Here is a 22,043-nt window from a genome sequence, read left to right as displayed (position 1 = left end):
GTGAGGCTGGGTCGGCGTCTGTCGGTGCAGGTGAGAGGACGAGCTGGCCTATAAGCCGGATTCTGTGCCTCCCGACGATGCGGGAGCGGCGGCCATCCATCTAGGACTGCCGTTGCCGACAGCCTCGTGCGGTCTACCCGGAAGCATCGGGCGGGCCACCCTCGAACGCTTCCTGTCTGACCTTGCTCCAGGTGGGGTTTGCCGAGCCGTCCTGGTCACCCAAGACGCTGGTGGTCTCTTACACCACCGTTTCACCCTTACCGGCATGCCGGGGCATGCCGGCGGTTTGCTTTCTGTGGCACTTTCCCGCGGGTCACCCCGGGTGGGCGTTACCCACCACCTTGCCCTGTGGAGTCCGGACTTTCCTCGGCGACGCTGCACACAGCGTCGACGCGGCCGCCCGGCCAGCTCGTCCTCCGCTACATCCGAGGATACCGCGCTGCCGGTCTCGGTCACGACCGGCCATGTCAGCTCGCCGCGTTCCAGGCACGCAGCATGGCATCGGGCGCGGTCGGCCACGGTTCCCGCGCCGGTGAGCTGTCGAGGCTAGGTCGCGTCAGCCAGCGAGGCGGGTGAGGAGGTGACCGACGAGATCTTCAGGGGTCGGCGAGTTGGGCTTCTTGCGGAGGTGACCGGCAAGGCTGAGGTCGATGGCGCCGTGGCCGAGCGCCCACACCAGGGTGGTGATGTAGCTGGCGTCCCCGATGAGAGTGCCGTCGTCGATGGCCACGCCTACGCATTCGTGTATGACCTGCGTGGCCGCCTCGGCGGCGTGGCCGAGTTCGGCGTGTGGAACGTCGCCCCAAGGGCCGAAGGTGAGCTTGAAACGTGTCGGATGGGCCTGTGCCCAGTGCACGTAGGTGAGCGCGCAGGCGTGTACCTTGGCTCGCCCGGTGGAGTGGCCGGCAGCTGCCCCTCTCATTTGCTGCGCAAGTGTGTCGAGCTCGGCCGCGGCGACGGAGGCGAGAAGGTCTTGTTTGTCAGAGAAGTGTTTGTACGGGGCGTTGTGCGAGAGGCCCGCGCGCGTGCCGACTTCTCGCAGTGTCACTGCCGCCGCCCCACCCTGGTCGACGAGCTCGGCTGCCACGTCGATCAGCCTTTCCCGCGTTGATCTCATGTGTTGACCGTATCGCACTGGTGCCGCCAGGTTGACACTGTCAACCTGACTTGATACACGTAGTTGACAATGTCAACCCAGCGGGAAAGATCGACATGCGTCAGTGGTGGCAGAGACTGAGCAGGAGGCGAAAGATGACATTCTCGGTGCTTGCGGGATTCGCCGTGCTGATCGTCATCGGTGGTGTTGTGGTGACGCGAGTGGCGGCGCCACCGTCATCGCCGCCGGAGTTTGCGGGCCCACATCCGGACCTCGCGGCCGAGGGCTATGTCAGCCACACCGAAACGATCTTTATCGGCGTCCCACGCGACGAGTTCTACGCCTGGGTCAATGATCCCCAGCGCGATCTGAGTGACCTGGTCGAAGGGACCGACGATCTTCCCGCGATAAAGGACACGGAGAACCTGCGCGGAAACTGGGATCCGAACACCGATCGTGCGGGTCACCGGAGGCGGGTAGAGTTCGAGACGGGGCACTATGTGGCCGAGGAAGTCCTCGTGGACTCCAAGGAGACGTTCCGGTACATGATTTGGGGCTTCACCAACCTCCCGCAGCGGCTCGCGATCAGCCATGCGGTGGCGGAGTTCACCTACGAGGTCGTCGACGATGGAACCCAGTTGACATGGACGTACTCGTTTCAGCCGACGGCAGGTCTGGTCCGCCCGTTCCTGTCGAACTTCGTCGACGGCACGATGTCCGGCATGATGCAAGCGACGCTCGCCGCGTGGAAGGACCGCGCCGAAGCGGATCTCCAGCGAGCGTAGCGGCGGGGGATCCGTTTCGGCAGTGCCGGCCCTCGCCGTGGACCTCCACGACGACGGATGCGCGCAACGGCCATGCCGCGCTGTCGGGCGCCGTCACGACCGAGGATGTCAGCTCGGTGTCGGGAGCTGGCCGGATGCCGGGTCGGATGCCGGCTGCTCCACTGGCTCGGCGGTCTCTGCGCCGGGCTGAGCACCTTTGCGGCGCAGGAGCACGGCGGCAAGCGCCGCCGCGGCGATGACGAGACCGGCGTTGACCACACTCGCCACGTGTACTCCCTGGGTGAATGCATCCCGGGTGAGAGCCAGCAGCTCGTCACCGGTCGCGCCGGACACGTCGGCGGCCGCCTCGGTCGCGCCGCCCAGCGTCTCCTGGGCAGCACTGCTGGCGTCGGGCGGGAGGCCGTCCGGGAGCGTGCCGGGGGTGACGAGCCTGCGGTAGACGGCGGTGGCGACGCTCCCGCCGATGGCCACACCCAGGGCGAGCCCGAGTTCGGACGCGGTCTCGGCGATGCCCGACGCCGATCCCGCGCGTTCCGGTGGAGCGCTGCCGATCACGAGGTCGTACGTCAGCGCGATGGCGGGGTTGATGGCGAACATCAGAATGCTGAAGCCGACCGTGGCGACGACGAGTCCGGAGTCGGCGGATGCCTGGGTGATCACCAGCAGCCCGGCGGCTCCGAGCACGAGCGTCGCGCTGATCGCGGCGCCGTGTCCCACGCGCCGCGCGATGGCGGGAGCGAGCAGCGTGGTCACGATGGAGAGCAGCATGGCGGGCACGACGAGCACGCCGGCTCGCAAGGCAGACACATCCAAGACGAGCTGCATGTATTGCAGGATCAGGAACTGGGTTCCGGCCATGACGAGCAGCCCGGTCAGCTGGGTGCCGAGTGCGGTGCTGAACGCGCGGCGACGGAACAGGGCCAGGTCGATCAGCGGATCGGCGAGGTTCCGCTGCCGGCGGATGAAGAACCCGCCGACGACGAGCCCGGCCGCGAGCGTGAGGAGCGCGATGTAGGTCTCGCCGCCCTTGGCGAACTCCTTGATGCCATACATGATGGCGAGGATCGACACCAGAGAGAGCGCGACACTCGTGGCGTCGATGCGCGCAACGGTGCTGGTGCGGTACTCGGGGAGCAGGATCCGGCCGAACAGCAGGAGCGCGGCCATGACGGGCACGGCGATCAGGAAGACCGATCCCCACCAGAAGCGTTCGAGCATGATGCCGCCGGCCAGCGGCCCGACCGCGCCACCGATCATGAAATTGATCATCCATGCGGCGATGGCGAACGAACGTTGCTTCGGATCGGTGAACATGTTGCTGATCAGGGACAGCGTGGACGGCATCAGCGTCGCGCCGGTCACACCGAGCAGTGCCCGGGCAACGAGAAGCATCTCGGCACTGGTGGAGTACGCGGCGATCACCGAGGCCAGGGCAAAGGCAGTGGCGCCGATCAGCAGCAGGCGGCGGCGTCCGAGCCGGTCGCCGAGAGAGCCCATGGTCATGAGAAATCCGGCGATCATGAAGCCGTAGATGTCGGTGATCCACAGCAGCTGGGTGCTGCTGGGCTGGAGTTCGGCACTGAGTGCGGGTACGGCGAGGTGCAGTACGGTGAGGTCGAGTCCGAGCACCATCGTCGGAAGCGCGAGCAGGCCGAGGCCCATCCATTCGCGCCGACCGGCCTTGATGGCCGTCGAGGTTTCCATGATTCTGTGTCCCTACGTCGTGAGCCAGCGACACAGATGATGACGTTCCGGGTCGTATCGTTATTTCAGGTTTATCGTGGCGGCGTCCGTGAGCTGTGCCACGCCCGAGATCGCGTAGGCCACGCGTCGGGGGACGGCGCAGGTCACGCGCCCGGGAATGGTGCAGTCATGCGGACGGAGGCCCATGCAGGCTGGCCGATCATCAGGGACGGGTGAGGATCTCGGCTCCCGCGTCCGTCACCAGAATCGTGTGCTCGAACTGTGCCGACCGGCGCAGATCCTTGGTGACGACCGTCCATCCGTCGTCCCACATGGTCCACTCGTGAGTACCGAGGTTGAGCATCGGTTCGATGGTGAAGACCATGCCCGGCTCCATAATCATCGTCGATCCGGGGTCGTCGTAGTGCGGAATCACGAGCCCGGAATGGAACGCCTCGCCCACACCGTGCCCGGTAAATTCGCGGACGACGCCGTAGCCGAACCGCTTCGCGTAGGACTGGATCACCCGGCCGATCACGTTGATGGCACGCCCCGGCTTGACCGCCTTGATGCCACGCATGAGCGCTTCCTGGGTCCGCTCGACCAGCAGGCGGCTCTCCTCGTCGACGTCACCGGCGAGGAAGGTGGCGTTGTTGTCCCCGTGCACGCCATTGAGATAGGCGGTGATGTCGATGTTCACGATGTCGCCGTCGGCAATCACCGTGGAATCGGGGATGCCGTGACAGATGACCTCGTTGACGCTGGAGCACAGCGACTTGGGAAAGCCGCGGTAGCCCAGTGTCGACGGGTACGCGCCGTGGTCACAGAGGAACTCGTGGCCGATCCGGTCGAGCTCGTCGGTGGTGACACCGGGCTCGATGTGCTTGCCGACCTCTTGCAGCGCCTGTGCCGCGAGCTGGCCGGCGGCGCGGATGCGTTCGATGGTTTCGGCGTCTTTGACTTCCGAACCGGTGAACGGTTCGGGGCTGCGTTTGCCGACGTACTCGGGCCGCGGAATGGATGCCGGCACCGCCCGCTCGGGCGATACAGTGCCAGGGACAACAGGACTCACGGCAGGCCAGTCTAGGCAGTGACGGGGTGCTCTGCCGAGGGCGGGGAGTTCTGGCCGTATGACGCGGCACCGACGCGTCGTCGGGACGAGCCGGGCAGCGCCGAGTAGGAGGCGGACATGAGCGGATCGTGGTTTTGGTGCTTGGAACACGGGCAGGTCGAGGAGGGCCGCGGCTGCCCGAACGACCGCCGGCTCGGCCCGTACGACACGTACGAGGAGGCGGCCGACGCCATCACGCGCACGCGGGAACGTACCGAACAGATGGAACGCGCCGACGAGCAGGAGCGTGAGTGGGGGAAGGGCTGGGATGGCTCCTGACCTGTGGCCTGCTCAGGTGCGCTCGGTGCCATCGTCGGGCGAGGTGCCATCGTCGGGCGAGGTGCCATCGTCGGGTGCGGTGCCGACGCCCGGTCGGGCATGAGCGTCGCCCTGGGTCTCCTCGGTGACGAGGGGTGCGGACTGCGCCCATATCGCCCATTCGGCGAGCGCCTGGTGGAGACGGACGCCTGCCTCAGCCGCGATCCGCAGCGACTGGGTTGGCGGGCTGTCCCCGTAGTCCCCGCGATCTTTAGCCTCGGCGATCTCGCGGTAGAAGTCGGCCGCCTTGCTGAAGTACGCCGCCTCCCGCGCGAGATGTTTCCGTAGCTCGTCAGGCGGCATCAGCCAGAAGAATACCGATCGCAGCAGCGTTTGCAGCCGCATCGTGTGATCGACGTCGGTCTCGATGAGCCAGCTGCGTACCTCGGCCAGGCCGGCGTCGGTGATCCGGTAGGCCTTGCGGCCGCGTGCCCCGATGCTCTCGACCTCGATGTATCCCTCGTCAGCAAGCCGGTTGAGCTCGGCGTAGATCTTGGGGTGTTGGGCCGGCCAGACCGCGCCGAGCACCTCCTGGAACCGCCGGGCGAGGTCGTAGCCGCTGGCGGGACCCTCGGCGATCAGTCCGAGCAAGCCATGACGCAGCGACATCGAGTCTCCATTCGTGCGTGGTCCGGATTCTCATCTTGACACGCCCAGCTGGGACTTTCAGAATCGGACATGTACCTTAGAACATGTCGTTATTTACATGTAAGAGAGAACAGGTGATGCGGTTATGGCCTCGAACGATGGAGCCGTCCTCGTGACAGGAGCATCTGGTGGAATCGGAGTCGCGACTGTGCGTGCGCTCGCGGATCAGGGAATGACCGTGTTTGCGACGGTCCGCGATGATCAGGGCGGCGCGCTCGACGGCGTCGCTGGAGTTCGCATGGTGGAGATGGATGTCACCGACCCGAAGAACGTCGAGCTCGCCGCAGAGCAGGTGGCCCAGGGTGTGGGGGATCGAGGGCTGCGGGCAGTGGTCAACAACGCCGGTGTGATCGTCCAGGGGCCGCTCGAGCTGGTCCCTCCGGAAGAGCTGCGTCGACAGTTCGAGGTCAACACGTTCGGCCCCGCCTACGTCACGCAGGCGTTCCTTCCGCTGCTACGCCGAGGCCACGGCCGGATCGTCAACGTCACCGCGCCCACCGCCCGGGTCACGGCGCCCTTCCTGGGGCCGATCAGCGCCAGCAAGGCAGCGCTGAACTCGCTCTCCACGGCCATGCGCGGGGAGCTGGCGGCGTGGAAGATTCCTGTCACCCTGGTGGAGCCCGGCGCCATCGCGACGCAAATCTTCGCCAAGGCCGAGGCCGCAGCGCGCAGTGCATTGGCGAACACCGACCCAGCGCGAGCGGCACTGTACGGGCCGCACCTGACCGCCGTCGCCCGGGCCACCGAGAAGCAGAGCACCAGTCCACCTGAAGCCGTGGCCAGGACAATCGTCAAGGCCGTGCAGGCACGGCGGCCCAAGCGGCGCTATGCGGCCACCAGGGATGCGCGCGTGATGGGTCTGCTTTCCCACCTCCCGGCCGGGGTGCGCGAGTCGATGGTCCTGCGGGCCTTCGGGCTGTCCGGCATCAAGGCGGGCGCATGAGGGGCTCGAGTCGGACTATCGTCGTCGCCGGCGCGACGTCCGGTCTCGTCCGGCACACCGCGGTGGAACTGGCCCGAGCGGGACACCGGATGGTGCTCATCGGCCGCGACCCGTCCCGAGCGGCGGACCTGGCGCGGGCAGTGCCTCGGGCACACGTCGTCGTCGAGGATTTGTCCACGTCCGAGGGCGTCGAACGTGCTGCCGCGCAGGTCAGGTCCGTGGTGGATCGCGTCGACACGCTGGTCAACGGGGCTGGCGTGATGCTGCCCCGGCGGATCACCACTGACGAGGACATCGAAATGAACTTCGCCGTGCACCACTTGGCTCCGTTCTCGCTGACCAGCGCGTTGCTGGCGGAGCTACAGCGCGGCGACGGGCGGGTGGTGAACGTCAACTCGGAAGGCCACCGGGCGCCCTTGCGTGGCAGCGGAGCGGTCCGTCTCCAGTTCGACGACCTGCAAAGCGAGCGCAGCTACGACCCGTTCCTGGTGTACAGCCGGACCAAGCTGGCCAACCTGCTGTTCACCTACGAGCTGCACCGGCGGCACCCGGAACTCACCGTGGTGGCGCTGCATCCGGGGATGATCCGGACCGACCTTGGTCGTAACTTCCCGCGGGTTCGGGTGATGCTGTTCACGGCGATGCTTCCGCCGGCGAGGAAGGGTGCCGAGCCAGTAGTCCGCCTGGCAGCCGGCTCAGACCTGGTCAATGGTGCGTATTACGACAAGTTCCAGCCCACGTCATCCTCGAATGCCTCCTACGACGTCGAAGACGCACGACGGTTGTGGGAGATCACCGAGCGCCTCCGCGGCCCGTTCGGCGCGCGCCGCGACGTTCCAGAATGACGATTCCCCAGACTGACGATTCCCCAGACTGACAAGTTTGGCAGGTCCCTGCGCTGTATCGCCCCTGCACCGGCGATGTTCGCGAAGAGACCCAAACATGGTCATTCGGGCACGTTGACCGGCATCAGTGGTAAGCGTGCTCTTCAGTGGGGAACCGCCCGTTGATGACGTCGTCGGCGAAGTCCTGCGTTGCCGAGGTCAGCGCCGCGCGAAGGTCACCGAAAGCCTTGACGAATCGCGCAGCATCTCCCGCGTTCATGCCGGCCATGTCCTGCCAGACCAGAACCTGCGCGTCGCAGTACGGCCCGGCGCCGATACCGATCACGGGTATGGAGAGCCGCTTGGTGATCTCGGCGGCGACCTCGGCGGTCACCATCTCCAGGACCAGGGCGAACGCCCCCGCCCGTTCGAACGCCTCGGCCGCCGCGATCAGGTCCTCGGCCTGCTCGCCGCGGCCCTGGACGCGATAGCCGCCCAGCGCGTTGACGCTCTGCGGCGTGAAGCCGGCGTGCGCCATGACGGCGATCCCGGCGTCGACGATACGTCGTACCGACTCGGCCGCCTGCTGCCCACCTTCCAGCTTGACGGCCTGCGCACCGGTCTCCTTGACGATCCGGATGGATGTGGCCAGTGCCTGCTCGGGATTGATCTGGTAGGAACCGAACGGGAGATCGCACACGACCAGCGCCCGTGATGTGGAGCGGACGACCGCCCGCGCGAGCGGGATCATCTCGTCGACCGTGACCGGGACGGTGTCGGGATGCGCGTACACGTTGTTGGCGGCACTGTCTCCGACGAGCAATACCGGGATGCCGGCCTCGTCAAAGATCTGCGCCGTGTACATCTCGTACGACGTCAGCATCGGCCAGCGCTCGCCGCGTTCCTTCGCTCGGTGAAGGTCGCGGATGGTGATGCGGCGTCCGTAATCGCCGCCGTACAGGCGCGTCGTTTCGTCAGCCATGACAAGAAGCTCCTAGAGTTGCCTCGAGGCCCGTAACGGGTCCCCCTGACATTCGCGATTGTCTCACCTGCCAAAGCTGGAGTGGTCGTCAATGCCCCACATGTGGGTTCGTAATGCCGTCGCGGAGGGCATCGGAACCTTCGCGTTGACGCTGGTCGCGGTCCTGTCCATGACCAGCAACCAGGTCGCGCCGTATGCCCTGGCGCAGGGGTTGACGGTGTTGGTGATGGTGGCAGCACTCGGACATGTCTGCGGCGGGCATTTCAATCCAGCCGTCACTCTGGCGCTCTTTCTTGGCAAACGCATCGACGTGGTGGGTGCAACGATCTACTGGGCAGCGCAGCTCATCGGCGGCATCGTCGCCGCGCTCGTCGTCTTGTTCACGACGAGCCGGGATCTGGTGGCTTCCGGCGTTCCGGGACCGGCCAGCGGAGGCGAGATCAATGTCGTCGGTGCCCTGGTACTTGAGGCGTTCGTCGTGGTGGTCTTGGTGTTGGCCGTCTTCGGTACCATCGTCGATCCGCGCGCCCCGCTCTCGGTCTACCCGTTCGCTGTCGGGCTCGCGTACGCCGGGGGCATCCTGGCTATCGGGGACCTCACGGGTGGTGCGCTTAACCCGGCGCGAGCCTTTGGCCCGGCCGTCGTCGGCGGCGAGTGGTCCGGGATTGCATCGTGGCTGGTCGGCCCCTTGCTGGGTGCGGCGATCGCCTGGCTGATCTACGAGTTCGTCATCGGTGCCGACGACGACACGGCTGCGGCTGACGTGGACGAGGCGGAGCCCGAGCCCGCCGCGGTCGCCTCGGCGACGGCGCCCGCGAGCATGACGGCTCCTGCGATGGGGGCCGCTACCGTGAGCTCGGGCGCCGGCGAGGAGGCGGGCACCCGGCCACAATCCGCAACCGAGAAGGTCGCCGATGGTGGCACTGCTCCCGAAGACCCGGGCGAGGGCGGCGATGCCAACGAGGCGGACCATGCGGACCATGCGGAGGCAGACGCGGCGGAGGAGGCCGAGCAGCCGGCTTCATCTGGGCGTGAGGCGAAACAACCGCCGCCCCCGCCGTCGGAGAATCAGGATCTTCCGCCCGAGCATCGGGGCCTGCTCGACCAGTGACTCGTAGCTGATCGAGTCCGGCGTGGGCCGGGTGGGTTCAGCGGTCCGCCAGGTCCATGCGCAGGTATTCGTTGATGCGCAGGAAGCGTGGCGGACGTTTTACGCTGTCTGGAAGGAGCCGCCACGCCTCGTCGTCACCGATCACCCGAGGGTTGGAGAGTTCGACGTCCCGTCCTTCGATCCTCAGGCGTGCCCGCCCCTCGGCGAGCACGTTCCGCACCCAATCGGATTCGGAGCCGTAAACGAGGATGAATACGTAACCGTCATCGACGGCGTGCGCATCGAGCGGTGTCAGGTGGGTCGTGCCCGATCTCCTTCCGGTGTGGAAGAGAATGGGACGCCTCCCATGCCTGATTTCACGTTGGTTGAACACCCGTTTGTTGATCTGTGTCCACCATCGGGGCATGGGCATGATGGCTCCTGTCGTCACGTCACTTCGATGCCGAGAGATGCGGAAAAGCCGCCAAAACGGCGAATAGATGCACGTCTCAGTATCGAAGTCAGTTCCTCCTGACCGTCAAGCCCCGGTCATGCCGGTGGCGGCGGTGGTGGTGGCTCCTCGGTGGACGGTGCCGTGTTCGTCTCGACGAATTCGCGCCACGCCGTGGTGATGGGTAGCCGCCGGTCACGTCCGAAGTTGCGCTGGGTGATCTTCGGCCCCGGCGGGTACTGGCGCCGCTTGTACTCGGCAGCATCGACCATGCGCAGTACGCGTGCCACGAGCTCTGGCGGAAACCCGACATCGACGAGTTCGTCACTGCCCCGATCCTGCTCGACGTAGTGGTCGAGGATGTCGTCTAGCAAGGAGTAGTCGGGCAGCGAGTCCGAGTCGAGCTGGCCGGGACGGAGCTCGGCACTCGGTGGTTTCTCGATCGAGCCCTCCGGGATGGGTGGCGTCTCGTCTCGATCCTTCGCCACGGTGTTGCGCCACCGGGCCAGCTCCCACACCAGCGTCTTCGGAACGTCCTTGAGCGGCGCGTATCCGCCGACGGTGTCGCCGTAGATCGTCGAGTAGCCCACGGCCAGCTCGCTCTTGTTGCCGGTGGCCAGCACGAGGTGGCCGTCCTGGTTCGACATGCCCATGAGGACCATGCCACGGATCCGCGCTTGCAGGTTCTCCTCGGCCAGCCCGGTCAAGGTGAGGTTGTCGAGGTAGGCCCGCACCATGGGGGCTACGGGAACGACGTGATAGTTCAGCCCGGTGCGTTCGGCGAGCTCGTGCGCGTCGGACTTCGAATGTTCCGACGAGTAGTCGCTGGGCATGGACACACCGTGGACGTTCTCCGCTCCGAGCGCGTCGACGGCGGCGGCTGCGGACAGCGCGGAGTCGATGCCGCCGGACAGGCCCAGTACGACACTGGAGAAGCCGTTCTTGAGTGCGTAATCGCGCAGGCCGGTGACGACGGCGGCATAGACCTCGGCCTGCTCGGACAGTGCGGGCGCTATGACACCGGGCTCGGGCGCGTAGCTGGGCAACGGCGCGGTGGTGAGCGTCGTCCGGCGCACGCGGAAACTCCCGACATAGCCGTCGGCCGAGCCCCACGGATCGGGAGCGGCCGCCGTCGCTTCCGGTAGCTCGAGATCGACGACGAGGCAGCCTTCCTCGAACTGCGGTGCCCGCGCGAGGAGTTCGCCGTCGGCGTCGACGATGAGGGAGTCCCCGTCGAAGACAAGCTCGTCCTGCCCGCCGATCATGTTCACGTAGGCGAGTGCTGCTCGCGAATCGAGGGCGCGGTGCTGGACGAGTTCGAGACGGGTGTCGTCCTTGTGACGCTCGTATGGCGATCCGTTGACGACGAGCAGGAGTCCCGCGTCGGCCTCCCGGGTGACCGACACCGGGCCACCGTCCTGCCACAGGTCTTCGCAGATCGCCAGCGCGATGTCGACACCGTGCAACCGGACGATGTCGAGATGGTTGCCGGGCACGAAGTAGCGGAACTCGTCGAACACGCCGTAGTTGGGCAGGTGATACTTGGCTTGCCGCAGGGCGATGCGCCCGCCATAGAGAACGGCTACGCAGTTCTGTGGCGAACCCTTCGGGCGGCCGACTTGGGGCTGATCGGCGGTGGTGTCGTCGCGGCCGAGATAGCCGACGACGACGGCGATCGAGCCGAGCCCTTCGTCGTCGAGCCGGGTGGCGAGCCGCTCCAGAGCGTTCCTCGATGCGTGGACGAACGGCCGCCGGAATGCGAGATCCTCGACGGGATAACCGGTGAGCACCATCTCGGGGAACGCCACCAGATGGGCGTTCTGCGAGGCGGCGTGGGCGGTCATCCGGACGACGAGCTCGGCGTTGGCGTCGAGCGCGCCGACCGTCGGGTTCACTTGCGCGAGCGCGAGTCTGATCTGCGGCACACCACCGAGCCTATCGGTGTGCTGGCTGCGCGACGTCATATGGCGGACAACGGCGGGGCGTTACGTGGTGGACATCTCTGTGAGGCACACTGTGCAGCGTGGAGAAGCAGCAGGAGTTCGTCCTCAGAACGCTGGAAGAACGCGACATCCGGTTCGTGCGGTTGTGGTTCACCGACGTCTTGGGTTATCTCAAGTCGGTGGCCGTGGCGCCGGCCGAGCTGGAGAACGCCTTCGAGGAAGGCATTGGCTTCGACGGTTCGGCGATCGAGGGTTTCGCGCGTGTCTACGAGGCGGACATGCTGGCCAAACCGGATCCGTCGACGTTCCAGGTGCTTCCGTGGCGGGCAGCGACGGCACGCATGTTCTGCGACATCACGATGCCGGACGGTTCCCCCTCCTATGCCGATCCGCGGCACGTCCTCAAGCGGGCGCTGAGCCGGGCGGCGGAGCGGGGTCTGACGTTCTACACCCATCCCGAGGTCGAGTTTTTCGTCTTCAAGGAGCCGCCACAGCCGGGTAGCGAGCCCATTCCAGTGGATGCCAGCGGGTTCTTCGACCACACGGCGCACGGCGTCGCCCAGGATTTCCGGCGGGACACCATCACCATGCTGGAGGAGATGAGCATCTCCGTGGAGTTCAGTCACCACGAGGTGGCGCCCGGCCAGCAGGAGATCGATCTGCGTTACGCCGACGCGCTGGCGACGTCGGACAATCTCATGACGTTCCGCGCGGTGGTGAAGGAGGTGGCGTTGTCGCAGGGCATGTACGCATCGTTCATGCCCAAGCCGTTCACCGAGCACGCGGGTTCGGGGATGCACACCCACGTGTCCCTGTTCGAGGGGGACCGCAACGTGTTCTTCGAGTCCGGCATGCAGTACCAGCTGTCGAAGACCGCGGAGCAGTTCATCGCGGGTTTGTTGCGGCACGCTCCGGAGATCACGGCCGTCACCAATCAGTGGGTCAACTCCTACAAGCGCCTCCAGGGCGGGGGAGAGGCTCCAGCCTACGTCTGCTGGGGACACAACAACCGCTCGGCGCTGGTGCGAGTGCCCATGTACAAGCCGGGCAAGGGCCAGTCGGTGCGGGTGGAGTTCCGCTCGCTCGATTCCGCGTGCAACCCCTACCTGGCCTACGCGATGATCCTCGCGGCCGGGCTGCGTGGCATCGAGGAGGGCTACGAGCTGCCCCCCGAAGCCGAGGACGACGTGTGGGCGCTGACCGAACGCGAGCGGCGTGCGCTGGGGATCGACCCGCTGCCGACGTCGCTCGACGAGGCGATCCGGGTGATGGAGGGCTCCGAGCTCGTCGCCGAGACGCTCGGGGAGCACGTCTTCGAGTTCTTCCTCCGGAACAAGCGTCAGGAGTGGAACGCCTACCGGCGCCAGGTCACCCAGTACGAGCGCGACATCATGCTGCCCGTGTTGTGAGCCGGCCAAGGGCACGGACGGGCATCCGGTGTTCGGGCGGCAGGTGCCGGTCCTCGGGGCGGTAGCCGCCGGGGGAGTGATCGGTGCGCAGGCGCGATACGGGCTGAGCGTGTTGCCAGGCCTCGGTGGCGATGCGGGTGCCGGCAGTTCTGATAATGCCGACATTGCTGGCAATTCTGACATTGCTGGCATGGCGGGGTTTCCATGGGCGACGCTCGTCGCGAACGTCACGGGATGCCTTCTCATCGGCGTGCTCATGGCGCTGATCGCCGAGATGGCGGCGCCGCATCCGCTCCTGCGGCCGTTCGTCGGCGTGGGCGTTCTTGGCGGGTACACGACGTTTTCCGCCTACGCGGTGGAGACGCATCAAATGCTGGTGGATGACCGGTTCGTGGCTGCTGGCGGGTACCTGGTGGCGACCCCGGTCACGGCCTTGGCCGCGGTGTGGTGCGGCATCCGTCTGACGCGGGCATGGCGCGCACGACGGGTCAGCGGCGGGTGAGCCACAGGTGAGCCACGGGTCAGCTACGGTGAGCCTGCGGCCGACGACGAGGCAGACGCGCGAGAGATGATACGGAGGATCGGTGACGGCGCTCCTGGTGGCGGTGGGTGCGGCACTGGGTGCGCCGCTGCGGTATCTCACCGACCGGTTCATCCGGGCGCGTTTCGGTACGACGTTCCCGTGGGGCACCCTGGCGGTGAACGTGGTCGGCTCGTTCCTTCTCGGGATGCTGATGGCCGGGTGGGTACGTGATCATCTGGACGACGAGATGCTGGCGCTGTTCGGCGTCGGCTTCTGCGGCGCGCTCACGACGTACAGCACGTTCGGGTTCGAGACGCTCCGGCTGCTTGAGGACGGCGCGCGCTGGCACGCGTTCGGAAACGTCGCCGGGAACGTCGTCGCCGGTCTGGCCGCAGCGGCCGCCGGCTGGCTGCTGATTCCCGCGTGAGTGCGTGCTGATCCTCGCGTGATCAGCGGCGAATGGCGCCGTCGATGCGGCGGGGCACCCCCAGCGGGTTGCCGTCCTTCAACGACTCTGGCAGCAGCTCTTGCGGAAACGCCTGGTAGGCCACGGGCCGCATCCACCGGCGGATCGCCGAGGCGCCGACCGAGGAGTGCGTGGGATTGGTCGACGACGGCCACGGGCCGCCGTGCTGGGTTGCCCATGCCACCGGCACGTCCGTCGGCCAGTCGTTCCAGATGAGCCTCCCGGCACGGGGACGCAGGACATCGAGCACCGGCCCCAGCGATTGGAGGTCGGACTGCTCGCCGTGGATGGTGGCGGTCAGGCTGCCTTCGATGGCCTGCAACGCATTGATCAGCTCGTGGGTACTGGCGTATTCGACGATCAGCGAACTCGGACCGAAGCATTCCTCGGCCAGCGTCTCGGCGGATTCGGTGAAGCTCTCCGCGGACGTGACGAACAGGCACGGAACGCCCCACGCCCCGGGCTCGGTGTGCAAGCGTGGCGTGATGAGGCTGCGCACCTCGGAGTGCGCCGAAAGTTCCGCGCTGAGTTTCGCGTACGACTCGGCGACGCGAGCGTTGACCATCGGCGCGGGCGGTACGACGCTGACGGCTTCGGCCAGCGCGGAGTCCAGCTTGTGCCCGACCGGTACGAAGAGTAGCCCGGGCTTGGTGCACAGCTGGCCGTGATCGAGAGTGAACGAGTTGACGAACTCGGTGGCGATGTCGGTTCCCCGCGCCCGGGCCGCAGCCTTGGTGACGACGGTGGGGTTGATACTGCCCAGCTCGCCGTAGAACGGGATGGGGTCGAGCCGGCCGGTGGCGAGGTCATACAGCGCGCGCCCACCATTGGTGGAACCGGTGAACCCGGCGGCCTTGATCCGCGGGTCGACAACGGCGTCGCGTCCGGCCTGCTGGCCGAAGACCACGGTGAAGATCCCGGCCGGCAGGTTGTGGTCCGCGACCACCGAGTTGATGATCTCACCGACGCGCCGGGACAACTCGGGATGGCCCTCGTGTGCCTTGACGATCACCGGACACCCGGACGCCAGGGCGGATGCGGTGTCTCCGCCGGGAATGCCGAACGCGAACGGGAAATTGCTCGCGGCGAAGACGAGGACAGGGCCGAGTGGTTCGAGCTGGCGGCGCAGGTCGGGACGTGGCCCCGGTGCCGCGTTGGGGGACGGCGTGTCGATCGTGACGTCGAGAAAGGAACCTTCCTCGATGGTCTCGGCGAACAGCCGCAGCTGGAACGTCGCCCGGGTCAGCTCGGCGGTCAGGCGTGGCTTGCCGAGGGCAGTTTCGGTGTCGGCCAGTGGGACCAGCTCTTCTGCGCGATCGTCGAGACGGTCGGCGATAGCCCGCAGGAGAGCCGCACGTTCGGTGATCGGCTCGACCGCGAGCCGGCGCGCGGCCGATTTCGCGAGGGAGAGCGCAGAGCTCAGCTCTGCTGGAGGGGTCTCCGAAACCCCCGGCCCCGCAGGCTCTCCCGTCCTGGGGTTCACACTTTCGACCAGCTTCATCAACAACTCCCCGTGACCGGCGTCACGCCCCATCACAGCGCTGGATACGCTATCCATGTGGTGGCGTGATACCGACCATCTCCGCCTTGTATGTGCTCATTTGGTCACTCAGGATGACAGTCATGCGACGCTGGGATCCTAGTTGGTCACACGCGTTACGCACTATGGTGCGTTCGGCTGAGTTCGGCGCAGTATTGCCGATATCGACCGTTTCCTGAAGCCCCAGATCGGGACATCCCGGCGGCTTCCGGGTGGCGTCGTCGCGACCACGGACGCGATAGGTTCGAGACTGTGACCACCCGACCGCCACGCCGACTGGCCACCAGAAGCGCCGCGCTGGCCCGTGCGGGGTTCACCGACACGGAGGCCGCTGAGCGCGAGCTCGACGCGCTGCCGTCCGAGGTGCACGAGCCGGAACAGAACTTGCTCGCGTTGCTCGCCCGCGTGGCCGATCCCGACCTGGCCGTGCGCAATCTGGGGCGGCTACTCGACGCGCTCCCTCCGGGCAGCGATCGTGACGTCTTGCTGCACGGGGTGCGCACCGGGAATGACGCTGCGTTGCGCACGCTGGCGGTGCTCGGCTTCAGCACGGCGCTCGCCGATCACCTCGTGCGCCATCCTGATGATCTCCACGAGCTCTTCGTCGCGACAGCCGATTCCCTCGCAGGCCCGGAGGAGCTGCGCGCCCGCATACTCCGCACGGTGGGGGCCGATCCGGCATCCAGCACCCCCGAGGCCCGGGGGGACTATGGCGTGCTGATCGATTCCTTGCGGATCGCCTACCGGCGCCAGTTGCTCGGGTTGGCGGCGCTCGATCTGACAGCCGGCCTCGAGATCCCCACCGTCGGTACCCAGCTGTCCGATCTGGCGGGGGCCGTGCTGGAGGCGGCGTTGGCGGTCGCCCGCGCGCAGCTACCCGAATCCGCGTCACCCTGCCGGCTGGCGGTGATCGGCATGGGCAAGTGCGGGGGACGCGAGCTGAACTACGTGTCCGACGTCGACGTCATGTTCGTCGCGGAACCAGCCATCGAGGCCGCATCACACGACCAGAAGGACGCGCACGACAGCGATGCTACGGACGCGGCACTGCACACGGCGGCCGTCCTGGCGACGACGGTGATGCGCGCATGCTCCGAGCGCACGGCAGAAGGAACCATCTGGCCCGTGGATGCCGCGCTGCGCCCGGAGGGCAAGGCCGGACCCCTGGTGCGTTCCCAGGCGAGTTATCTCAAGTACTACGAAACATGGGCGAAGACCTGGGAGTTCCAAGCGCTGTTGAAGGCCCGTCCGGTCGCGGGTGACCGGGAGCTGGGAGAGGAGTTCGTGGCCGCGACCCAGCCGTTGGTGTGGAACGCGTCGGGCCGCGACGGGTTCGTCGCCGACGTGCAGGGGATGCGGCAACGCGTCGAGAGCCACATCCGCCCGAAGGAAGCCGAGCGCGAGCTCAAGCTGGGCCCGGGTGGATTGCGTGATGTCGAGTTCGCCGTGCAGTTGCTCCAACTGGTGCACGGGCGGACCGACGAAGGGCTGCGCTCGGCGACGACGCTGGATGCGCTGGCCGCCTTGACCGACGGCGGCTACGTCGGTCGCGACGACGGTGCCGTGCTCGATCGCGCATACCGTTACCTGCGTACCCTCGAACATCGCATCCAATTGCGCGGCCTGCGGCGCACGCACGTGATGCCCGAGGTGCCGGGGGAGTTGCGGGCGTTGGGACGCTCGCTGGCCTTGCGCGATGTCGACGAGCTCACCGAACGGTGGCGCCGTGAGACGCGTGAGGTGCGCCGGCTGCACGAGAAGCTCTTCTACCGCCCCTTGCTCTCGGCTGTGGCGAGCCTGCCTACCGAGGGTGTGCGGCTGAGCCCGGAGGCGGCGCTCGCCCGGCTCGAAGCGCTCGGCTACACCGACCCGGCCGGGGCGCTGCGTCACATCGAGGCGCTCACCAGGGGAGTGTCGCGCCGTTCGGCGATCCAGCGAACCCTCTTGCCGGTCCTGCTGGCGTGGTTCGCCGACGGCCCGCAGCCTGACGCCGGCCTGTCCGGGTTCCGCCGGGTCAGCGAGGCATTGGGGGAGACACCCTGGTACTTGCGGTTGCTGCGAGACGACGGGCTGGCTGCCGAGCGGATGGCACGCGTTCTGGCGTCCGGCCGGTACACGACGGAGCTGCTGATGCGCGCGCCGGAGGCGGTGGCCATGCTGGCCGGTGATTCCGAGCTGGTGCCGCGTGGCCGCGCGCAGCTGGAGGCCGAGGTCACGGCCGGGGTGGAGCGTCATGACGAACCGGTCGATGCCATCGGCGTCGTGCGGGCGATGCGCCGTCGCGAGTCGTTTCGTACCGCTGTGGCCGATCTCGTCGACCTGCTCGGGGTGCGCGAGGTCGGCGAGTCGCTGACGGTGATCGCCGAGTCGGTGCTGGCTGGTGCGCTGAGCGTGGCGGTACGCGCCGTTGAGCAGGAGCGGCGTGAGGAACTCCCGACGCGATTCGCGGTGATCTCCATGGGCCGGCTCGGCGGGCGGGAGATGGGCTACGCGTCCGACGCCGACGTGCTCTTCCTGCACATGCCCCACCCGGGAGTGAGCGACGAGGTCGCGACGAAGGCCGCCACGGCGGTGGCCAACGAGATGCGGCGGCTGCTCGCGCTGCCGTCGCCGGAGCCGGCGTTCACCATTGATGCCGGTCTGCGCCCGGAGGGGCGGCAGGGGCCACTGGTGCGCACCCTGCCGTCCTACGCGGCCTACTACGAGCGGTGGGCCGAGGTGTGGGAACGTCAGGCCCTGCTTCGGGCCGCGCCGTGCTGCGGCGATCCGGAGCTGTTGCGGCGTTTCGAGGCGCTGATCGATCCGGTGCGCTGGCCGGCACGCGGCCTGACCGAGGCGCAGGTTCGCGAGGTGCGCCGGATCAAGGCCCGGGTGGAGTCGGAGCGGCTGCCCCGTGGAGCCGATCCGTCGACCCACTTGAAGCTGGGGCCCGGAGGGCTCGCCGACGTCGAGTGGTGTGTGCAGCTGTTGCAGCTACGTCACGCGGGGGACGTCCCCGAGCTGCGGACCACCGCGACGCTCGACGTCCTCGACGCGGCGGTCGATGCCGGGCTGATGTCCACCTCCGATCAACGCGTGCTGCGCGACGCGTGGTGGCAGGCATCGGCGATACGCAACGCGACGGTCCTGGTCACGGGGCGCCCGTCGGATCAGATCCCGGCCGATCCGGAGACCCTCGCGGCGGTTTCGCGGGTGATGGGGCACGGCCCGGGCGAGAGCGCGGCATTCCTGGACGGCTATCGGCGGACGTCTCGCCGTGCGCGGGCCGTATTCGAACGGATCTTCTACGGGAACTAGCCCTGATCATGCCCCCGCCGAGCATCGGTGCGGCTCAGCATGCGGGCGAGAAACCGACATCATCAAGGCCATGACCTCGACAATGTCGGTTTCTTTGCGGGCGAGACGCTGGCTCAACCGTCGGCCGGATACCGCCGCTCCCGCTACGGAAGACACCGGAACCCCAACTCCGTTGCGCAGCACGACGTTGCCGAAGGGTGTGAACTTCCCGGTGTGCACGACGACGTGAGCCGCCTGCGCCTGCGACGACGTGTGCACAATCCGAAGGATCTCTTCTGGGAAACCCGCGACCGTGCCTCAAAATCGGGCCGCAAAGCGTACGGTCGTGGCCATGGCGTAACGCCAGAGACATTTTCTCAGTGTCCAGGAGCCGGTACCATCATTGTGGTTTTGCCCCTTTTGTGATCCCGTTCTCCTGCAAGGGGCAGCCGAGCGTTGGGGGTGTGTCGACCGTGGCTGACGTGACATTGGAGGGTGTGACCAAGGTCTTCGACGGCGGCACGACCGCGCTCGACAATGTGAGCCTGGATGTGGCCGACGGCGAGTTCATGGTCCTCCTCGGCCCGTCGGGCTGCGGGAAGTCGACCTTGTTGCGCATCGTGGCTGGCCTCGACGATCCGACCAGGGGCACCGTGTATCTGGACGGAGAGCCGACGGACGGGCTGGCGCCGAGGGACCGGGGCATCGCCATGGTGTTCCAGGACTACGCCCTCTACCCGCACATGAACGTCGGTGACAATATCGGGTTCCCGCTGAAGATGGCGGGGATCGAACCGGAGGAGCGCGAACGCCGCACGAGCGACGCCGCGTCCGCGCTGGGTATCGCGGACATTCTCGGGCGTCGCACGCAGCGTTTGTCAGGTGGCCAACGCCAGCGGGTCGCCATGGGCCGGGCCATCGTCCGCGAGCCCGACCTGTTCCTCATGGACGAACCGCTGTCCAATCTGGACGCCGGGCAACGCGCGGAGCTACGCAACGAGATCGGTGGGCTGGCGCAGCAGCTGGGCGTGACGGTCATCTATGTGACACATGACCAGACCGAAGCGCTGACCATGGCGGACCGCGTCGCGATCCTGCGCCGGGGAGTCTTGCAGGACGTGGGTACTCCGGCCGCTGTCTACAACCGCCCGGCGACCATCTACGTGGCGTCGTTCCTGGGTAACCCGCGGATCTGCCTCGCGGTCGCGAAGGTCGACGCGCATGAAGGTAGCCATATCGAGCTGCACATCGGCGAGCAGACCCTGAGCTTGCCATGGGCGCACTCCCGGACGCGAATCCTGTCGCGGTACGACAACGAGCGGATCATCGTCGGAATTCGCGCCGAGGCGTTGACCCCGGTCACTCCCGGAACGGCGAGCAACGAACTGGCCGGGAAGGTGCGGACCCTGGAGCATCACGGACACGAGACGCTGGCCTTCCTGGACATCCGTGCCTCCGCGATCGCGCCGGACGAGGTGGGAACCACCAAGGCGGAGCAGGTGCTGGGAAACCGGTGGAGGCGGCCATTCGGTAGCTGGGCGTCGCGCTGGAGCCGGAACGGGGGCCGCTCGGACGACGAGACGACATCCACCGCCGACGGCGAGACACCTGGCCGGCACCTGCGTCGCTCGGCCGAGGTAGCGGTACGGCTCGCGCCGTATCCGCACATCAAGACCGGAGAGCCGCTGTCCGTGGCGGTGGACACCGAGGCCCTCCTCTTCTTCAACGATCGCGGGAACCGCATCGACGTCGTCGGGCGCTGAGCGCTCCGAGCCGATCGACGAAGCGATCGTGTGCGTGATGAGCAAGCAGCATGTCCGCCGCTTCTCGATGAGCAACCAGCGCATCGCTTCAACGTCGTGCACCCTCGCCGAAGGCCCAGCCGTGATCACCATCACGGATCTGGCGGGCATCAGGCCTGGGGCGGGGGAGCGGGCCTGGCACGAGCCGCGTGAGTGGCGACGTGCGTCACTCTTCCGGCAGCGTGACCGTGACGGTGGCACCTCCGTAGCCGTACTCCTGGTCACGTCCCTCGATTGTCACCTCGTCGACGTCGTCGGGGATCTCGACGTCGCTCTGCGTCCGGGTGAACGGCTGTTCATTGGCGTGATCGTGCATCAACGTGTGCTCGCCGTAGACGGTGCCGTCCGCGTCGACGACGCGCCAGCCATCGGCGTAGCGGTCGGGCGTGTCGTAGGGAGAGCTGATCGTGACCGTGAACGAGTACGTATCGCCGTCGCGCTGCGCGGTGGCGTCGACGACGTCCGGGTACCGCTGCTCGTCGGGGTCTTCCCCGGATGTCTTGGGCTCGTCCTGCGACGATCCGGTGTCCGCAGCGGGCGATCCGGAGTCTGTCTCTGGCGCGCCGGTGTCACCCTCGCCGTCGGAGGAGCAGCCAGCCAGGAAGAGCATTACCGCGACGATGACGGCTCGTAGCATTCTCCCGAGCCTATCCATGGCGATCACGTCGCCTCGATGATGGTGCAGTAGCCGCCGCAGTCGGCCGGGTCGAGTTCCCGCGTTCGCCGGGCCAGGGCGGCAAGCCGGTCTCGGGTGTGTTCGAGCTCGGTGATGCGCTGCTCGACCTCCTCGAGACGCTGGTGGACAAGGTGGCCGACGTGTACGCACGGCGATTCACCGCCGTCGCGGATATCGAGGATCTGCCCGACCTGGCGCAGGGTGAAGCCTGCCTTCTGCGCATCGTGGATGAAGGCGATGCGATCGACCACGTCGGGCGAGTAGTCACGGTAGCCGGCGGGCGTCCGTTGCGGCGCGGGAAGCAGCTTCGCATCCTCGTAGAAGCGCAAGGTCTTCGTCGTCGTTCCCGTGCGCTGGGCGATCTCGCCGATGAGCATGGGTGCCTCGCCTGGTACCGTGATGGTCGCTGAACCTTCCAGTTTACTGGAACGAACGACGCGAGGATGCCGAGCCACGTGATGACACCGCACAGCCCAG

21 protein-coding genes and 1 other RNA gene are annotated in these 22,043 nt (G+C 67.2%); 10 read left to right on the top strand and 12 right to left on the bottom strand.

Going from position 1 to position 22,043, the window contains the following annotated elements:
• Window positions 1–35: 35 nt before the first annotated feature.
• An RNA gene (gene rnpB, locus DPM12_RS21160) (RNase P RNA component class A) lies at window positions 36–412 on the bottom strand.
• A 144-nt stretch (window positions 413–556) separates the two neighbouring features.
• On the bottom strand, window positions 557–1,117 hold the full coding sequence (locus DPM12_RS21155; RefSeq protein ID WP_123788505.1) for a TetR/AcrR family transcriptional regulator: 561 nt from the start codon (window positions 1,115–1,117) through the stop codon (window positions 557–559).
• A gap of 134 nt (window positions 1,118–1,251) precedes the next feature.
• Between DPM12_RS21155 and DPM12_RS21150 the strand changes: the two genes are divergently transcribed.
• The gene (locus DPM12_RS21150) at window positions 1,252–1,881 is read left to right on the top strand and encodes an SRPBCC family protein (RefSeq protein WP_158542991.1); all 630 of its coding nucleotides are present in this window, start codon (window positions 1,252–1,254) and stop codon (window positions 1,879–1,881) included.
• Window positions 1,882–1,989: 108 nt separating this feature from the next.
• Here DPM12_RS21150 and DPM12_RS21145 read toward each other — a convergent pair whose 3' ends face one another.
• Entirely contained in the window at window positions 1,990–3,585 is a 1,596-nt protein-coding gene (locus DPM12_RS21145) for an MFS transporter (protein WP_112260331.1), read from the bottom strand.
• Window positions 3,586–3,787: 202 nt separating this feature from the next.
• Complete coding sequence (map, locus tag DPM12_RS21140) at window positions 3,788–4,636, bottom strand: type I methionyl aminopeptidase (protein WP_112260330.1); 849 nt, start codon at window positions 4,634–4,636, stop codon at window positions 3,788–3,790.
• A 117-nt stretch (window positions 4,637–4,753) separates the two neighbouring features.
• On the opposite strand from map, the gene DPM12_RS21135 reads away from it, so the two are divergent.
• A complete protein-coding gene (locus DPM12_RS21135; protein WP_112260329.1) occupies window positions 4,754–4,954 on the top strand; it encodes a hypothetical protein in 201 nt (66 codons plus the stop codon).
• 12 nt (window positions 4,955–4,966) lie between these two features.
• On the opposite strand, the gene DPM12_RS21130 is transcribed toward DPM12_RS21135, so the two are convergent.
• The gene (locus DPM12_RS21130; RefSeq protein WP_112260328.1) at window positions 4,967–5,602 is read right to left on the bottom strand and encodes a PadR family transcriptional regulator; all 636 of its coding nucleotides are present in this window, start codon (window positions 5,600–5,602) and stop codon (window positions 4,967–4,969) included.
• Between the two features lie 124 nt (window positions 5,603–5,726).
• Here DPM12_RS21130 and DPM12_RS21125 point away from each other — a divergent pair, with 124 nt between their 5' ends.
• Window positions 5,727–6,584: an SDR family NAD(P)-dependent oxidoreductase gene (locus tag DPM12_RS21125; RefSeq protein ID WP_112260327.1), complete on the top strand. Its 858-nt coding sequence runs from the start codon at window positions 5,727–5,729 to the stop codon at window positions 6,582–6,584.
• Window positions 6,581–7,429, top strand: coding sequence for an SDR family NAD(P)-dependent oxidoreductase (locus DPM12_RS21120; RefSeq protein WP_112260326.1), 849 nt, complete (start codon window positions 6,581–6,583; stop codon window positions 7,427–7,429). Before DPM12_RS21125 ends, DPM12_RS21120 begins: the two co-directional genes overlap by 4 nt.
• 124 nt (window positions 7,430–7,553) lie before the next feature.
• On the opposite strand, the gene panB is transcribed toward DPM12_RS21120, so the two are convergent.
• A complete protein-coding gene (gene panB / locus DPM12_RS21115) occupies window positions 7,554–8,390 on the bottom strand; it encodes a 3-methyl-2-oxobutanoate hydroxymethyltransferase (protein WP_112260325.1) in 837 nt (278 codons plus the stop codon).
• 100 nt (window positions 8,391–8,490) lie between these two features.
• Here panB and DPM12_RS21110 point away from each other — a divergent pair, with 100 nt between their 5' ends.
• Window positions 8,491–9,501 (top strand): aquaporin, encoded by a 1,011-nt coding sequence (locus DPM12_RS21110; protein WP_158542990.1) that lies wholly within the window; start codon window positions 8,491–8,493, stop codon window positions 9,499–9,501.
• Window positions 9,502–9,538: 37 nt separating this feature from the next.
• Here DPM12_RS21110 and DPM12_RS21105 read toward each other — a convergent pair whose 3' ends face one another.
• Together DPM12_RS21105 and DPM12_RS21100 are read right to left on the bottom strand one after the other, a co-directional pair.
• A complete protein-coding gene (locus tag DPM12_RS21105) occupies window positions 9,539–9,913 on the bottom strand; it encodes a nitroreductase family deazaflavin-dependent oxidoreductase (RefSeq protein WP_112260341.1) in 375 nt (124 codons plus the stop codon).
• Between the two features lie 116 nt (window positions 9,914–10,029).
• Window positions 10,030–11,856: an NAD+ synthase gene (locus DPM12_RS21100; RefSeq protein ID WP_112260340.1), complete on the bottom strand. Its 1,827-nt coding sequence runs from the start codon at window positions 11,854–11,856 to the stop codon at window positions 10,030–10,032.
• A 98-nt stretch (window positions 11,857–11,954) separates the two neighbouring features.
• Here DPM12_RS21100 and glnA point away from each other — a divergent pair, with 98 nt between their 5' ends.
• From glnA to crcB, 3 genes are all read left to right on the top strand, one after another.
• Entirely contained in the window at window positions 11,955–13,283 is a 1,329-nt protein-coding gene (gene glnA / locus DPM12_RS21095; protein WP_112260323.1) for a type I glutamate--ammonia ligase, read from the top strand.
• Between the two features lie 28 nt (window positions 13,284–13,311).
• A complete protein-coding gene (locus DPM12_RS21090; RefSeq protein ID WP_112260322.1) occupies window positions 13,312–13,785 on the top strand; it encodes a fluoride efflux transporter FluC in 474 nt (157 codons plus the stop codon).
• Between the two features lie 82 nt (window positions 13,786–13,867).
• A complete protein-coding gene (gene crcB, locus DPM12_RS21085) occupies window positions 13,868–14,233 on the top strand; it encodes a fluoride efflux transporter CrcB (RefSeq protein ID WP_112260321.1) in 366 nt (121 codons plus the stop codon).
• Between the two features lie 22 nt (window positions 14,234–14,255).
• On the opposite strand, the gene DPM12_RS21080 is transcribed toward crcB, so the two are convergent.
• Complete coding sequence (locus tag DPM12_RS21080) at window positions 14,256–15,773, bottom strand: aldehyde dehydrogenase (NADP(+)) (protein WP_112260339.1); 1,518 nt, start codon at window positions 15,771–15,773, stop codon at window positions 14,256–14,258.
• Between the two features lie 291 nt (window positions 15,774–16,064).
• Between DPM12_RS21080 and DPM12_RS21075 the strand changes: the two genes are divergently transcribed.
• A complete protein-coding gene (locus DPM12_RS21075; protein ID WP_112260320.1) occupies window positions 16,065–19,109 on the top strand; it encodes a bifunctional [glutamine synthetase] adenylyltransferase/[glutamine synthetase]-adenylyl-L-tyrosine phosphorylase in 3,045 nt (1,014 codons plus the stop codon).
• Window positions 19,110–19,115: 6 nt separating this feature from the next.
• Here DPM12_RS21075 and DPM12_RS23350 read toward each other — a convergent pair whose 3' ends face one another.
• Window positions 19,116–19,367 (bottom strand): hypothetical protein, encoded by a 252-nt coding sequence (locus DPM12_RS23350; RefSeq protein ID WP_123788503.1) that lies wholly within the window; start codon window positions 19,365–19,367, stop codon window positions 19,116–19,118.
• Between the two features lie 194 nt (window positions 19,368–19,561).
• Between DPM12_RS23350 and DPM12_RS21070 the strand changes: the two genes are divergently transcribed.
• On the top strand, window positions 19,562–20,851 hold the full coding sequence (locus DPM12_RS21070; protein WP_112260338.1) for an ABC transporter ATP-binding protein: 1,290 nt from the start codon (window positions 19,562–19,564) through the stop codon (window positions 20,849–20,851).
• Between the two features lie 205 nt (window positions 20,852–21,056).
• On the opposite strand, the gene DPM12_RS21065 is transcribed toward DPM12_RS21070, so the two are convergent.
• Window positions 21,057–21,527 (bottom strand): hypothetical protein, encoded by a 471-nt coding sequence (locus DPM12_RS21065; RefSeq protein WP_211659205.1) that lies wholly within the window; start codon window positions 21,525–21,527, stop codon window positions 21,057–21,059.
• A gap of 23 nt (window positions 21,528–21,550) precedes the next feature.
• Window positions 21,551–21,943 carry a heavy metal-responsive transcriptional regulator gene (locus DPM12_RS21060; protein ID WP_112260319.1) on the bottom strand — a complete coding sequence of 131 codons (393 nt, stop codon included), beginning with the start codon at window positions 21,941–21,943 and terminating at the stop codon, window positions 21,551–21,553.
• Window positions 21,944–22,043: the final 100 nt, after the last annotated feature.

The organism is Phytoactinopolyspora halophila (assembly GCF_003287285.1).
Classification (GTDB): Bacteria; Actinomycetota; Actinomycetes; order Jiangellales; family Jiangellaceae; genus Phytoactinopolyspora_A; species Phytoactinopolyspora_A halophila.
The sequence above is the reverse complement of the archived record's forward strand: the minus strand, read 5'-3'. Positions and strand labels throughout refer to the sequence as shown.